Source organism: Burkholderia sp. AU33423, from assembly GCF_002223135.1.
GTDB classification, from domain to species: domain Bacteria; phylum Pseudomonadota; class Gammaproteobacteria; order Burkholderiales; family Burkholderiaceae; genus Burkholderia; species Burkholderia lata_D.
The window spans coordinates 1-13,659 of record NZ_NKFH01000009.1 but is presented as its reverse complement, the minus strand read 5'-3'; the positions used below and the strand labels follow the sequence as shown (position 1 = coordinate 13,659).

At 67.8% G+C, this 13,659-nt stretch carries 11 protein-coding genes; 3 read left to right on the top strand and 8 right to left on the bottom strand.

The genetic code is table 11. The features are described 5' to 3' along the window. Window positions 1-16: 16 nt before the first annotated feature. Both CFB50_RS33280 and CFB50_RS33275 read right to left on the bottom strand, forming a co-directional pair. A complete protein-coding gene (locus CFB50_RS33280) occupies window positions 17-1,240 on the bottom strand; it encodes an ATP-grasp domain-containing protein (protein ID WP_089448737.1) in 1,224 nt (407 codons plus the stop codon). A 49-nt stretch (window positions 1,241-1,289) separates the two neighbouring features. Next, entirely contained in the window at window positions 1,290-2,234 is a 945-nt protein-coding gene (locus CFB50_RS33275; RefSeq protein ID WP_089448736.1) for a hypothetical protein, read from the bottom strand. Between the two features lie 167 nt (window positions 2,235-2,401). Here CFB50_RS33275 and CFB50_RS33270 point away from each other — a divergent pair, with 167 nt between their 5' ends. Continuing rightward, a complete protein-coding gene (locus CFB50_RS33270; protein WP_089448735.1) occupies window positions 2,402-3,277 on the top strand; it encodes a LysR family transcriptional regulator in 876 nt (291 codons plus the stop codon). Between the two features lie 47 nt (window positions 3,278-3,324). Here CFB50_RS33270 and CFB50_RS33265 read toward each other — a convergent pair whose 3' ends face one another. Together CFB50_RS33265 and CFB50_RS33260 are read right to left on the bottom strand one after the other, a co-directional pair. Continuing rightward, window positions 3,325-4,593 carry an ATP-grasp domain-containing protein gene (locus CFB50_RS33265; protein WP_089448734.1) on the bottom strand — a complete coding sequence of 423 codons (1,269 nt, stop codon included), beginning with the start codon at window positions 4,591-4,593 and terminating at the stop codon, window positions 3,325-3,327. A 45-nt stretch (window positions 4,594-4,638) separates the two neighbouring features. Continuing rightward, window positions 4,639-6,072 carry an MFS transporter gene (locus CFB50_RS33260; protein WP_089448733.1) on the bottom strand — a complete coding sequence of 478 codons (1,434 nt, stop codon included), beginning with the start codon at window positions 6,070-6,072 and terminating at the stop codon, window positions 4,639-4,641. A gap of 434 nt (window positions 6,073-6,506) precedes the next feature. Between CFB50_RS33260 and CFB50_RS33255 the strand changes: the two genes are divergently transcribed. Together CFB50_RS33255 and CFB50_RS33250 are read left to right on the top strand one after the other, a co-directional pair. After that, window positions 6,507-7,625, top strand: coding sequence for a TauD/TfdA family dioxygenase (locus tag CFB50_RS33255; protein WP_089448732.1), 1,119 nt, complete (start codon window positions 6,507-6,509; stop codon window positions 7,623-7,625). A gap of 99 nt (window positions 7,626-7,724) precedes the next feature. Next, window positions 7,725-8,663, top strand: a complete 939-nt coding sequence (locus CFB50_RS33250; RefSeq protein ID WP_089448731.1) for an ABC transporter substrate-binding protein — start codon at window positions 7,725-7,727, stop codon at window positions 8,661-8,663. Window positions 8,664-8,694: 31 nt separating this feature from the next. Here CFB50_RS33250 and CFB50_RS33245 read toward each other — a convergent pair whose 3' ends face one another. The 4 genes from CFB50_RS33245 to CFB50_RS33230 are packed head-to-tail and all read right to left on the bottom strand — an operon-like array spanning window position 8,695 to window position 12,776. Then, window positions 8,695-9,078, bottom strand: a complete 384-nt coding sequence (locus CFB50_RS33245) for a GtrA family protein (protein ID WP_089448730.1) — start codon at window positions 9,076-9,078, stop codon at window positions 8,695-8,697. Window positions 9,079-9,093: 15 nt separating this feature from the next. Beyond that, window positions 9,094-10,137 (bottom strand): glycosyltransferase family 2 protein, encoded by a 1,044-nt coding sequence (locus tag CFB50_RS33240; protein WP_089448729.1) that lies wholly within the window; start codon window positions 10,135-10,137, stop codon window positions 9,094-9,096. A 24-nt stretch (window positions 10,138-10,161) separates the two neighbouring features. Further along, window positions 10,162-11,541: a glycosyltransferase family 87 protein gene (locus tag CFB50_RS33235; protein WP_089448728.1), complete on the bottom strand. Its 1,380-nt coding sequence runs from the start codon at window positions 11,539-11,541 to the stop codon at window positions 10,162-10,164. After that, window positions 11,538-12,776, bottom strand: coding sequence for a glycosyltransferase family 87 protein (locus CFB50_RS33230; RefSeq protein ID WP_089448727.1), 1,239 nt, complete (start codon window positions 12,774-12,776; stop codon window positions 11,538-11,540). The genes CFB50_RS33235 and CFB50_RS33230 overlap by 4 nt, the downstream gene beginning before the upstream one ends. Window positions 12,777-13,659 lie beyond the last annotated feature (883 nt).

Here is a 13,659-nt window from a genome sequence, read left to right as displayed (position 1 = left end):
CGTTCAGTCGATCGTTTCACGGCGAGCCGGAAACGGCGGGCTGCCCGACGGGATTCCCGTGGGCCGACGAACCGGGTTGCGCGGGCGCGCCTTCCACACCGTGCGCGACCGGCAGCGCAACCCGCACATAAAGAAACGCACGCCGCTCGCGATCGGGCAGCACCTGCGGTCCGTAACTGATCGTGACCGTGCCGTCGTGAATCTCACCCGCCTGCGCGAAACGCCACGCGCGCGGATCGCTGTCGAGCAGGAATTCGGCGCGCGCATACGCATGCGGTTCAAACAGCGCGGGAATGTCCTCCGGGCGTCCGTCGAGCTTGTCGAGCAACGCTTCGACCACGTTGAAGCCATAGCCGTCGCGCACGATGTCGCAGATGAAGCTGCCCGCGATGCGCGGATTCAGTTCGATCACGTGCGGCACGCCGTCGTGCACGATGCAGTCCAGGTGCACGGGCCCCCAGGTCAGCCCGGCGGCCGCCGTGGCGCGCGACCCGACGTCGATCAGTGCGCGCAGCGTGCCCGCATCGAGGTCGAGTTCGGACGTATAGCCGCGCTCGAGAAAGCCTGCCCCATGCCGTTTCAGCTTGCGCAGCGCGCCGACGTACCGGCCGTCGAAATACTCGACGCAGTATTCGCTGCCGCTCAGAAATTCCTCGATCACGACGCGCTCGGTCGCGAGCGCTTGCGCGTCGGCGTGTCCGGCGGCGAGGGCGTCGAGTTGCGCACGGACCTCGGCGATGTCCTCGCAGCGCCGCACGCCGTCGCTCGCCGAGCCTTCCGACGGCTTGACGACCACCGGGAAACGCAGCGGGTCGGCCGCGGCCGCGAGCGCCGCCGGCGCGGCCAGCGTGCCCGTGACGAATTGCGCGGCCGGGATGCCGTGCGCGGCGAGCAGCGCCTTCTGGTTCGACTTCGACACCGCGTGCGTGACGCGGTGCGCATCGGGGCCGGGCAGGCCGAGCGTGTCGGCGACCCACGCGGCGGTGCGCGCATAGGTGTCGTGCGCGGTCGTCACGCGCAGCGTGTCGATCTCGTCCGGATAGCGTGCGCGCAGCCAGCCGACGAGCTGTCCGGCATCGGGTTCGAGGTTGATCGTCTCGACGCCCGCCGGAAAGACGCCGTCGAGACGGTGCCCGGGGGCGGTGATCACGGTCACTGCCGCTTGCCGCGCAAGCGCGCCGCGCACGAGCGCGAGGCTGCTGCCGGTGGCGCGGGCGCCGATCACGATGAGTCGCTTCATGCTGGATCCTTGATCGAAGGCGGAAGAGTGGAACGGCATCGCGTGCCGGCTAGCGTGCACGGCGGCGCAGGCGCTGTGCTTCGAGGCGCGGCAGCAGATGCTGGACGACGCGCGGCAGCGTGTAGATCGGCAACTGCGCGCACGTGAACACGAGCGCCATGGTGGGCGTCGCGGCGAGCCCGAGCGCGGCCCACATGAGGCCGACGTTGCGATTGGCGACGATCAGCGCGACATTGAGCCGCGTGCGGACGTCGCCGGGCGTGAGCCCGTACGCGATCACCTGGAAGCCCGCGTTGACGGCGAATGCGAGTGCGATCGCGGTCAACGCGCGGTGCGGCGCGTCGATGATCGATTGCTGCATGCCGGCCATCGTGCCGAGCGCGAACACCAGCAGCGCGGCGACGACGGTCGCATCGATCGGCGTCGCATAGCGGTCGAGCCGGGAGCCGGCGAAGCGCCGCACGAGCAGCGCGACGCCCTCGGCGCTGCCGATCAGCAGCGCGAGCCGCAACGCGAGCGTCAAAGGCGAAATCGACACGGCCGCATCGTGGCTGAACCAGGCCGTCAGCAGCGGCGCGGTGAGCGGGACGAACACCATCGACGCGAGGGTCGCGACGAGCGCGACGCTGGCGTCGAGCGACAGCATCCGCGCGATCGTCGACGTGCCGCTCGACGGCGGCGCGCAGTACGCGATCACCAGCGCGACGACCCAGTCATACGGCATGCCGGCGAGCCGCGCGACGATGCCGAGCGCGACCGGGCACGCGATCATCGTCGCGGCGGGCAGCAGCAGCGACACGGCCGGCCGCCGCGCGACCGCGCGCACCGCGCTGGGCTCGACGCGCAGCAGCGTGCCGAGCACGAACAGGAACACGGTGACGGGCATCAGCGGCCGCGCGAGGTCGGCGAGCGGCGGCACCAGCAACCCGAGACCCACGCCGCACGCGAGCACGGTCGGGCCACGCCGCACCAGCGCGGCGATCAGCGTGCGCACGGGCGAGCCTCGGGGCGACGGCGGACGGTCGTGCGACCAGGGCAGGCGGAGACGGGCATGCGGATTCCTCGGAAGCGGGCCGTCGGGCACCGGGTATCCGCAAGGCTAATCCGGATTTTTGGCGAAGTAAAATGATATAAACACGATCGGTAACAAGAGAAAGTGATATGAACATCCCTCTGCTCGAAACCTTCCGGGCAGTCGTCCAGGAAGGCAGCGCGCTGCGCGCGGCCGAACGGCTCGGCTGCACGCAGTCGAACGTCACCGCGCGGCTGCGCCAGCTCGAAGCGTCGCTCGACGCACCGCTGTTCGACCGGCACGGCAAGCGGCTGGTGCTGAACGACGCCGGGCGCCGGCTGATCCCGTATTGCGATCGCATCCTGCGCCTCGTCGACGAAGCGACGCAGGTGGTGCGTGAAGCACCGGTCGCGCGCAGCTTTCGGCTCGGCTCGATGGAAAGCACGGCGGCCACGCGGCTGCCGGCGCTCGCCGCCGCGTTGAAGGCGCGCGACCCGGTGCTCGGCCTCGCGGTGCAGATCGGCAGCGAGCCGGATCTGGCCGAGGCGCTGCTGCGCGGCCGGATCGACGCCGCGCTCACGGCGCGCGCGGTCGTCCGGCCCGGGTTGCGCTACGAGCCGGCGTTCGCCGAAGAGATGGTGCTGGTGAGCGCGGCCACGGCCACGCGGCGGCAGGTGCTGGCCGGCGACCCGGTGCGGCTGCTCGCGTTTCACGACGGCTGCCCGTATCGCGCGGTCGCGGAGCACTGGCTGAAGGCACGCGGCATCGCGATCGAGTCGGTGGCGTCGTTCGGCACGTTCGGCGCGATCCTCGGCTGCGTGGCGGCCGGCATGGGCGTCGCGATCCTGCCGAAGCGGATCACGACCGAGCACGTGGCGCGCAAGGAGCTGCGGGCGCACGCGTTCGACGATCTCGACAGTATGACGACCTATCTTGTCACGTCCGAAGAAGCGCCTGAACTGCCCGAGCTCGATACATTGCGCGCGGTGCTGGGGCGGCAGGCGGGGGCGCTGCTTGGGCGTTAGCGGAGCGTACCTCGGCACACCGCACCGCAAGCGCTGCGCCGGTCGCGCTACGCCGGCGCAACCGCCCGTTCGTCCGCGAAGAATTCAGCCTCGATCTCGCGAATCCGCCGGCAATCCTCCAGCAGCCGCTCGAACGTCGGGCTGTAAAGACCGACCGTGCCGAGCGCCGTCCGCAGGTCGGTCGTCACGCGCAGCGTGTCGCCCACTTTGGCCCATTGCTTGAGCCCGACGAACGACGGCAGCGCCTGGATCGCCTGCCACGTGAAGTCCTGCCGCAGTACGCCGTTGCGCGACGACAGCAGCAGCACGTGCCCGCAGTAACCCCGGAAATCCGTCGCCGCGGCGGCGTCACCGAACAGCCGCTCCGGATGCAGCACCGCTTCAACGGCAGCCGACACGTGATTCTCGCCGCTGACCGCGCTCGTCAGCCGCGGATCGAGGCTGCCGTGCAGCCGCGCGTTCAGCTCGACTATCGTCGGGCCGTCCGCCGTATCGAACAGTTCGAGATGAGTCGGCCCGAAGCGCACGTCCAGCGCGTCGAGCACCGCGGCCGCGTAGTCGAGCAGCGGTGCATAGCGCGGATCGGCGTGATTCAGCACCAGCATTTTGTCGAGCCGCGGCGCATGCGTGCGGTCGCGGTGCACTTCCCACAGGCTGACCACCCGATGGCGGCCTTCGAACGACACCGAATCGACGATGTATTCCTGCCCCTCCGAATAGCTCTGGATCACGATGTCGTCGTTCGGCTGGTTGTACAGCGAACGGGTGGCCAGCACGTCGCGCGCGGCGGCCTCGACCTGGTCGAGCGTCCGGCAGATCTTCACGCCGGCCACGCCCGCGCTGCGCGCCGGCTTCACCACGAGCGGCAGCGTGCCGTACGCGCGCGCCCATTCGAGCGCGGCGTCGACCGACGTGCTGTGGAAGTGGGCCGGAGCACGCAGGCCGGCCTGGCGAATGCGCTCGTTCATCGCGTACTTGTCGCGCCGCGCGGCCGACGTCGCGAGCGGATTGCGCGTCGGCACGTCGAGCCGTTCGGCGAGCGTGTCGGCCAGTTCGAGCGCCGCGTCGAGGCCGTGCAGCACCGCGCCGATCCGCAGGTCGCTCAACTGCGCGAGCGTCGCGTCGACGTCGCCGCGATGCTGGACCTGGCGGATATAGTCGGACGGGACGAACTGGTTCCGGTAGATTTCCGGCAGATCGGGGTCGCTGATCACGTGCGCGCAACGGATGCCGTAGGCGCGGAACGCGGGCGCCAGATAGGCGGCTGTCGACGCGCCGTCGACGATCAGGACGGTATCGATGAAACGATGCGGCATGGATGCCTCGCTGGGCTTGTGGGATCGGTTGAAGGGGGCACGGGCTCAGGCCCGCGGGCCGCTATCGGGCGCATCGCCGGGCCAGCGCGCGGCCAGCACGATGCACAGGGCGACGAGCGCGGCCGCGATCGCGAACCCGCGCGCCGCACCGGCCACGATCACCGCGCCCTGGCCCGCGACCAGCGCGCCGAGCGCCGCGACGCCGACCGCTGCGCCCACCTGGCGAGCGGTATTGAGGATCGCCGACGCGGTGGCCGAGCGGCCGGCCTCGACGCTGCCGAGCATCGTCGACGTCAGCGCGGGAATCGCGATGCCGCCGCCGATCGCCATCGCCGCGAGCCCGGGCGCCAGCAGCGCATACGGCGTGTGCGCGCCGAGCGTCTGCCACAGCCACACGTAGCCCGCGAACGACACGGCGAGGCCGACGATGACGGTCGCGCGGAATCCATGGCGGACGGCGAGACGCGCGCTCGCGATGTTGGCGAGCATGATGATCGTGAGCGGTGCGAGCGCGAGCCCCGACTCGGTCGCGGTGAAGCCGCGCGCGTTCTGGAAATAGAGGCTCAGCGAGAAGATCAGCCCGTAGAACGCGGCATTCGTGACCGCGCCGATCGCGAGCACGCCCGGCACGCGCGCGATCCGGAAGAATGCGAGCTGCAGCATCGGCGCGGCCACGCGCCGCTCGATCGCGACGAACAGCGCGCCGAGCACGACCGACGCGGCCAGCGCACCAGCCGCATACGGATCGCCAACCCCGTGCGCGCCGGCCCGGATGATCCCGCCCGTCAGCAGCGCGAGCACGAGCACCGCGACGATCTGGCCGGCCGGATCGAACAGCCGCGTGCGCGCGGCGGCCGAATCCCGCACATGGCGCAGCGTGAGCCACAGGCCGCCCGCACAGATCGGCAGATTGATGAAGAAGATCGCACGCCAGCCGAGCGAATCGATCAGCAGGCCGCCGAGCGTCGGCCCGGCCGCGCTGATCGCGCCGCCCGTCGCGCTCCACCACGCGACGGCCCGCACACGGGCGGCGGCATCGTTGGCGCACGCGTGCGTGATGAGTGCGAGCGACGTGGGCAGGATCATCGCGGCGCCCACGCCCTGCGCGACGCGCGCGGCGATCAGCGCGGCCAGCGACGGCGCGAGCGCGCAGCCGAGCGATGCCAGGAGGAACAGCGCGAGGCCGTACGCGAACAGCCGGCGGCTGCCGAAGCGGTCGGCCAGCGTGCCGGACGTCAGCAGCAGCGCGGCGAACGACAGCGTGTACGCATCGACGATCCATTGCAGCCCGTGGACGCTCGATCCGAATGAATGGCCGAGGCTCGGAATCGCGACGTTGACCACGGTCACGTCGAGCTGGACGATCGCGAAGCCGAGGCTCGCGGCCGCGACGGTCGGGAGGATCGCGCGCAGGGACGTGAGGTGCGGCGGCACACCGGCGGTCAGCGTGCGCTCGAGTGCCGGTGCGCGATCGCTCATCGTGTCCTCCGCGCCGCGTGGCGGGTGGGGCGGCACGCAGCCAACGGCGCGTCGTTTCCGAGCGAACTGCGCAGCAGGTGGAATCGGTTCATCTAACGGGTTTCCATGGGGCGGAGGAAGGGCGCCGGCTGCCGATCGACGGCCGGCGCATCGTCGAATCCGACAGAAAACTAGCATTGACCCGTTAGCGAATACAAATAATAAGCCGCGATTATTTAACAACCATTCGTGTTAAGCGACGGTGCGAACGACGCGGCCCGCCGCTGCCGCGTTGCTGAACTTATATCGAAAATTTTTGTTTGCAATCGAATTAATATCATTTCGCAATGCAATGACGGTCTCCTAGTCTTGTCGAGCGCCGGGCCCCGAGGACGGCAACGCGCGGCGGTAGTGCCATACCGCTTATCGACCCCCGATCTTTATACGAGAGACCTATGACCTATCTCGCAGATGAACGCATCGTTTTGACGGCAGCGGAATCCAGTCACATCCGGACGACGCTCGGCGCACTGGCCTATGATCCGGCTGGCGGCGCGGGCTACATCAGCGCGGTGCGCAAGCTTGCCTACACCGCGTTTCCCGACCGGGTCGTCGACGCGTTCGATCGCGCGAAGGCGCCGACCGCCGATGCGCACGGCTCGATCGAGATCGACAACCTGCCGATCGACGACGACGTGACGGGCAGCCCGAGGTTCGAGGAAACCGGCCGCTCGTTCAAGGCCGGTGTATTGAGCGAGAACGTCCTGGTCGCGTTGAGCACGCTGGCCGGCGAACCGTATTCGATTGCGCACGAAGGCCGCGAGCTCGTGAACAACCTCACGCCGCACAAGGCGACCGCGCGCGACTATACGGGCCTGGGCTCCGAGGTCGAGCTCGATTTCCATATCGAGAACGCCGCGCAGGCGCACATGCCGGAAGGCGATACGTCGCCGTTCGCGTTGCTGCTGCTCGGCGTGCGCAGCGAAGCCGGCGGCGGCCCGTACACGCGGCTCGCCGATGCGCGTCGCGCGCTGCAGCTGCTGTCGCCGGACGATATCGCGCAGCTCTACGGCGAGCACTACATCATCCGCGTGCCGTACCGGTGGCGCGGGGCGGCGCCGACGCCGCGCGACAACACCGACCTGAGCGCGGTGCTGTCGGGGCCGCTCGATGCGCCACGCGTGACGGTCGCGTTCTATCCGGACATGGTGCTGGCGGTCAACACGCGCGCACAGGAGGCGCTGGCCAACCTGTATCGCGCGGTGCGAGAGGTGTCGTTCGGCGTGCAGATTCAACCGGGCAAGCTGGTGCTGATCAACAATCATTTCACGCTGCATTCGCGCGACCGTTTCGATCCGCAATACGACGAGAACGACCGGGCATTCCGCTGGGTGCAGCGCGTGTTCGTCGCGCGCAGCCTGTGGAACTTCCGTGCGTTCACGCCGCTGCAGGCGCGCGTGTTCGATCCGAAGGCGCTGTATGCGGGCGAGTCGCACGCAACGCGCCCGTCGCCGGTTGCCCAGCCGGTGACGCAACGCGCAGCCGCCGCCGAACTCGAAGCGACGCCCGCCTGAGCGGGCCGGGAACGCCAGGCGGCGACGGACGGTGAAAATCGTTCGGCCCCGCCCGAGTTCCGCGCACGCGTCATCGATAAACAAAGGAATCCGGAAGACATGAGAAGAACAGCATTTCCCGTTGCGCGCGTCGTTCGTGTGCTGGCCGCCGTCCTGATCGGCGGCAGCGTGGCCGCGCAGGCCGCGACGTTCGACCTGAGCCCCGAGCAGCCCGGCCGGCAGCGCGGCACCGTGAACCCGGCGGTCGAACAGGCTTTGCCGGCCGGCTTCCGGTTTGCCGAGGCGAACACACTGACGATCGGCATCGCGCCGAACCTGCCGCCGCTCAGCACCTATGCGACCGATGCGCGAACGGTGGTCGGCTTCGATCCCGATCTCGCGCAGCTCGTCGCGGACAGCATCGGCCGCAAGCTGAAGATCGTGCCGCTTTCCTGGGCCGACTGGCCGCTCGCGCTGCAGTCCGGCAAGGTCGACGCGGTGATCTCGAACGTGACGGTGACCGAGCAGCGCAAGGAGAAATTCGACTTCTCGACCTACCGGAAAGATCAGCTCGGCTTCTACGTGAAGAACGGCAGCCGGATTGCCGCGATCCGCGAGCCGAAAGATGTTGCCGGGCTGCGCGTCGTGACCGATTCGGGCACCAACCAGGAAAAGATCCTGCTCGAGTGGAACCGGCAGAACGTCGCGCGCGGCCTCGCGCCGGTCGAGATCCAGTACTACGCGGATGCGGCCGAGCGCTGGGTCGCGCTGCAGTCGGGGCGCGTCGACACGATCTTCAGCGTGAATTCGATGCTCGCGTACCAGGCGTCGCTGCGCGGCGATGCGAAGCTGATCGGCACCGTGAGCGGCGGCTGGCCGCGCACCGCGGACATCGCGATCACGACGCGCAAGGGCAGCGGCCTCGCCGATCCGCTGACGATCGCGATCAATGCGCTGATCGCGAACGGCAGCTACCGGAAGGTGCTCGGCCGCTGGAGCCTCGACGCTGAAGCGGTCGACCGGTCGCAGACCAATCCGCCGGGGCTGCCGCGCACCTGAGTGCGGGAATCGCGGGGCGGGGCAAGACCGCTTACCGGTAGGTCCACAGCCGGTGCAGCGCGAACGTGGTCGGCGGAACCAGCAGCGCGATCGCGACGATGCTCATCCCGCGGGACCCGTCCAGCGCTTCGGCCGCACGCGCGAGCAGCATCGTTTCGACGAAGCCGGCCAGCGTGACCGCGAGAAAGCGCACCGCGTTGCGCGTGCCCACCGTCGACGAGAAGCTCCACAACGTATTCGCGAGATACGAGAACGCCGTCGCGCAGAGGAAGGCGATCGCGTTCGCCGTCACCAGCGTCGCATCGAACCGCGCGAACAGCGCCGTTGCGACCAGCGTGTGGATCGCGGTCGAGCCGAGCCCGGACACGCCGAAGCGCACGAGCCGCGTGCGCTCGGCATGGAGCAGGCCGATCATGGCCGTCGGTGCGGGTCAGCGTGCGCCGACCCGCGCACGGGTCGGCTGCACGCGCCGGCGGGCGATCTGGCGGCGCGCATCGCGCGCGACCGGGAGTTCGATCACCTTGCCATGCGCCTGGTAGCGGCGGCGGATCAGGTAGACGGGCCGCTGCTTCGACTCGTCGTAGATCCGCCCGACATACTCGCCGACGACACCGATCCCGATGAGCTCGATCCCGCCGATGAACAGCGTGACCGAGATCAGCGACGCGTAGCCGAGCACCGGATTGCCGAACAGCAGCGTGCGAAAGATGATGAACGTGCCGTACAGGAACGCGAGCGCGGCGATGCCGACGCCGATGTAGGTCCAGCTGCGCAGCGGCACGGTGCTGAAGCTGGTGATGCCTTCCAGCGCGAAATTCCACAGCTTCCAGCCGGAGAACTTCGAGTGCCCGGCGCTGCGCGCGTCGCGCTGGTATTCGACGATCACGGTGCGGTAGCCGACCCACGCGAACAGCCCCTTCATGAAGCGATGCCGTTCGGGCAGATTGCGCAGCGCGTTCACGACCTTGCGGTCCATCAGCCGGAAATCGCCGACGTTCTCCGGCAGTTTCACGTCCGACAGCAGGTTGTGCACGCGATAGTAGATCGCGGCCGATGTGCGTTTCGCGAACGAGTCGCACGCGCGGTTCCTGCGCTTCGCGGCGACGACTTCCGCACCGTCGCGCCAGTGCTCGATCATCACGGGGATCAGGCTCGGCGGATCCTGCAGGTCGGCGTCGAGCGGGATCACCGCGTCGCCGAGGGCTTCGTCGAGGCCGGCCGTGAGCGCGGCTTCCTTGCCGAAGTTGCGGGTGAGATCGATCACGCGCACGCGCCGCTCGTCGGTGCTGATCCGGATCAACCGGTCGAGCGTGTCGTCGCGGCTGCCGTCGTTCACGCAGACGATCTCGAAACGGATCGCGTCGATGGACGTCATCAGCGGAATCACGACGTCGAAGAAGTGCTCAACGGCCTCGCCTTCGTTATAGAACGGCACAACCAGCGAGATGAGCGGCGTATAGAGTGGTTCCCGCATGATGATTCCCCTTGTGATGTCGTTTCACCGATGCGTGCCGATGGTCGGTCGGCCGGTGCGGCGCATTCCGTACGCCGGGCGGTGGTGCGTTCTGGCCTGATGCGTGAAGGCGGTTTCGGTCGAGTTGTCGCGTGCGTCCGGCATCGACGGCACGTCGTGTCGTTCCCGGGCGATCCGGCTGACGAGCAGCCCGAGCGACGCCAGCGTGACGAGCGGCATGAACTGGAACGACAGATGCGGCACGACCGCGAGGCCCGCGAGCGGCATCAGCCACAGCAGCATCAGCCATTCGCGATCGAAGCGCCGCCAGCCGTGCGTCCACGCATAGCGGGCGTACCACGCGATCACGATGCCGTACCAGGTCAGATCGTAGTCGTACAGATAGGGGCTGACGAGCAGGCAGGCGCAGGCGAGGGTTGCGGCGCGCAGCGCGTATGAGCAGGCGCCGCGCCATGCATAGATGACGGCGATGGCCGCGGTCGCGATCGACAGCAGCTGAAGGCCGTTCGCGACGATGGCGGGCCAGCCTGCCATCGTGGCGAGCGCGAACACCGACGGCATGCGCACGAGCTTGGCCTGGCCGGAGCCGACGATCACGTAGACGTTGTCGATCACATGCGCGAACGTGAGCCACGGACCGAACCCGAACGCGAGGGTCGAGAGCGCGACGCTGCACGCGATCGTCGCAGCCCACGCGGCCAGTGCGCGCCATTGACCCGCGCACAGCAGCGCGAGCGGGAACAGCACCGCGAGCTGCGGCTTCATCGTCAGCAAACCGAAACAGATCCCGGCGTACACGGGGCGGCGGTTCAGCGCGAGCAGGCCGGCACCGGCGAGCAACGCGGTGAAGAGGCTGGTCTGTCCGACGATCACCGTGACGAACGCGCCGGGGAACGCGAGCGCGCACAGCCACGCGGCATCGCGCTGCACGGTGGCGCGGATCGTTGCCGCGAACAGCACATACGTGAGCCCGAGCCACAGCACGAGCGCCAGCGTGTACGGCAGCCAGCCGAGCGGCAGCATGAGCAGCAGCATGGAGGGCGGATTGAGCCACGGCAGCGTGCCGTCCGCGAGATTCATCGCCGGGACAGCGAGCTTCTGGACCGCGAACAGCGCGGGAAAATGCCATGCATCGGCCGCGTGCCCGTGCGCGGCGAGCCACGCCGCGCTCCAGATCGGCGAGAAATCCGGCGACAGCGGTTCCGGTGCACCGTGGTGCGACAGGAACACGCGGATCGAGTAGATGACGACGAACAGCAGTTCCGTCATCAGCACGGCGGCCGCATAGAGGCGCACGCGTTCGCAATTGAGCCAGTGCGGATAGCGGCGCGGGCCCGCGATCGGGAGTTCCGGATGCACATCGGCGGCGGCATGCGCGTGGCGGGCGAACGAAGGCGCTTTCATGGCGTGCTCCGTGACGCGAGGGCCGCGCGACGCACGACGACGAGCAGCACCGCGAGCAGCACGACCGGCCCGATCTGAGGCAGCTTCGTCAACCGGTTGAACAGCTCGAAGACCGGCAGCAGCCACGCGAGCACGAGGATGCCCTGGTCACCGGGCAGCCAGCCTTTGTCGAGGCCGTGCGCGATCAGGCAGAAGATCGCAATGCCGAGCCACGTCAGTTCGTAATGCCACAGATAGGGCGTCGTCAGCAGCGTGGCGACCGCCAGCACCGCGCCGCGCAGGCGCATGTCGGGCGTACGGCGCCATACATCGACCGCCGCGGCGATGGCGATCAGTGCGATTGCCGCTTGCGCGACCAGCGCGGCGGCCACCGGTGCACCCGCGAGCCGCAACGCGGCGAACGGCGTCGGCGACGCGAACCAGTACGACGCGAGCATGAAATGCATGTCGCGTACCGTCGACATGGCCTGGCTCAAACCGTGCAGCGCGCCAGGGCCGGCCAGTGCAATCCCGGCCGCCGCGAACAGCGTCGCGCTCAGCGCGGCCGCCGCGAACGTGCGCCATGCCCGCGCCGCGATCAGCACGAACGGGAACACGACGGCGAGTTGCGGCTTGATCGCAAGCAACCCGATCAGCACGCCGGCAACGACCGGGCGCTTGCCCAGCAGATGCAGCGCGAGCGCGGCGAGGCCGGCGGTCAGGACGCTGTTCTGGCCGAACATCACGGACATGCACACGCCCGAATACGCGACCACGACGAGCATGGCGGCGCGCGGGTGGGGAAGATGCGCGCGCAATCCCGACAACCGCGAGACTGCGAACGCGTAGCATAAAAGACTGCCCGCCAAAAAGAGGAAATACGCGGGCAGGAAAGGCACAAGGGCAAGCGGCGCGATGAACAGCAACATCGTCGGCGGATAGAGCCAGGGAAGCGGCTGTTGCTGCAGAGACGCACCGAAGTGCGCGAACTCGGCCTGCTTGAATAATGAAATGTCGTAGGCCGATGCGGCGTGGCCTTGCAACACGAGATGCGATGCGGTCCAGAAGACCGAGAAGTCGGTGCCGGGGCGGACCGTGGCGGACGACGTGAAGCCGTCGGTCACGATGCCCCACAGGATCAGAAAAGCGGCGAAGAGCATCAGCATGATGCAGCTGTACGGAATGATCCGATCGGCTGTCAGCCATTGGATGCGGCGTATTGCACGCCCGCGCATTTCACGGTTGGCTGTGTACATGATTCCCCGTCTGTCGTGAAGGCTGCGTGGTCTTTCACAGCCGTTTTCATGTTGTCGTGCCTACGGATCGAATCGCGCCGAAATCGCGTTGTCCGGTGAATTCATTGTTGGAGAAAAAATCGCGCGACGCAAACCGCGTACGGACGTCGGGTATTTAAATTGTTCAGCGATGCGCGTGAAAACCGCGTTTTCACGTATGAGAAAACGGCGCGGCCGGATTTCATGTATCCGGCTTGAAACATTCCGCGTTTTTTACCGGGTTAGCGTGCCGCCGATACCACGGCGCGCGAGCGGCCTGACGCGTTCGGGAAAGTCCCGAGAAAAAATTTGGACCCTTGGTGCAGCGCGGCGACAGGCCTTCAGGCGTGCAACGCTCGCGCGGGCGGATATATCAATTTTGAAACATTTCGCGCATCGGGCCTCGGACCGGGGAGGACGGGCATCGCTGGAACGCTTGATGCGCCTGGATTTCGTTCGGGATGGCCTGCTCTTTGCGTAAGCGTTGGCACGGCAGTCGACGAGGTGACGACCGGGCGGTTTCGGCAAAGAACGGACGGAACCCGCTTCGGAATCACCTGCGGAAAGGAGGGCCGGAGCGCGACGGGGAACACGCAGCTCCAGGTCGATCAAGCGAGCAAGACTACGTCGAATGACCCATGAGACCCGGTAGCGTCAGGGCAATAAGAAATTGGCATGGCAGCATATGGGGAATAAAAATGAAAGACCACAGCATATTGCGGATCGCATACCGCGTTAAGAGGTCAGTTCAAAAACCCCGTGAGGGGGCTGTTTACTTCCTCGGCGAGCTGTTAACCTTGGGCACCAGAACAACGGAAGCCCAAGGATGGAAGCGCCGATCATTGACGACGAACTGTGGATACTG

What these genes read in the sequence shown, in the direction of transcription:
- CFB50_RS33280 (WP_089448737.1), bottom strand. Translation starts at nt 1,240, where the DNA reads ATGAAGCGACTCATCGTGATCGGCGCCCGCGCCACCGGCAGCAGCCTC.
- CFB50_RS33270 (WP_089448735.1), top strand. Translation starts at nt 2,402, where the DNA reads ATGAACATCCCTCTGCTCGAAACCTTCCGGGCAGTCGTCCAGGAAGGC.
- CFB50_RS33265 (WP_089448734.1), bottom strand. Translation starts at nt 4,593, where the DNA reads ATGCCGCATCGTTTCATCGATACCGTCCTGATCGTCGACGGCGCGTCG.
- CFB50_RS33260 (WP_089448733.1), bottom strand. Translation starts at nt 6,072, where the DNA reads ATGAGCGATCGCGCACCGGCACTCGAGCGCACGCTGACCGCCGGTGTG.
- CFB50_RS33255 (WP_089448732.1), top strand. Translation starts at nt 6,507, where the DNA reads ATGACCTATCTCGCAGATGAACGCATCGTTTTGACGGCAGCGGAATCC.
- CFB50_RS33250 (WP_089448731.1), top strand. Translation starts at nt 7,725, where the DNA reads ATGAGAAGAACAGCATTTCCCGTTGCGCGCGTCGTTCGTGTGCTGGCC.
- CFB50_RS33245 (WP_089448730.1), bottom strand. Translation starts at nt 9,078, where the DNA reads ATGATCGGCCTGCTCCATGCCGAGCGCACGCGGCTCGTGCGCTTCGGC.
- CFB50_RS33240 (WP_089448729.1), bottom strand. Translation starts at nt 10,137, where the DNA reads ATGCGGGAACCACTCTATACGCCGCTCATCTCGCTGGTTGTGCCGTTC.
- CFB50_RS33235 (WP_089448728.1), bottom strand. Translation starts at nt 11,541, where the DNA reads ATGAAAGCGCCTTCGTTCGCCCGCCACGCGCATGCCGCCGCCGATGTG.
- CFB50_RS33230 (WP_089448727.1), bottom strand. Translation starts at nt 12,776, where the DNA reads ATGTACACAGCCAACCGTGAAATGCGCGGGCGTGCAATACGCCGCATC.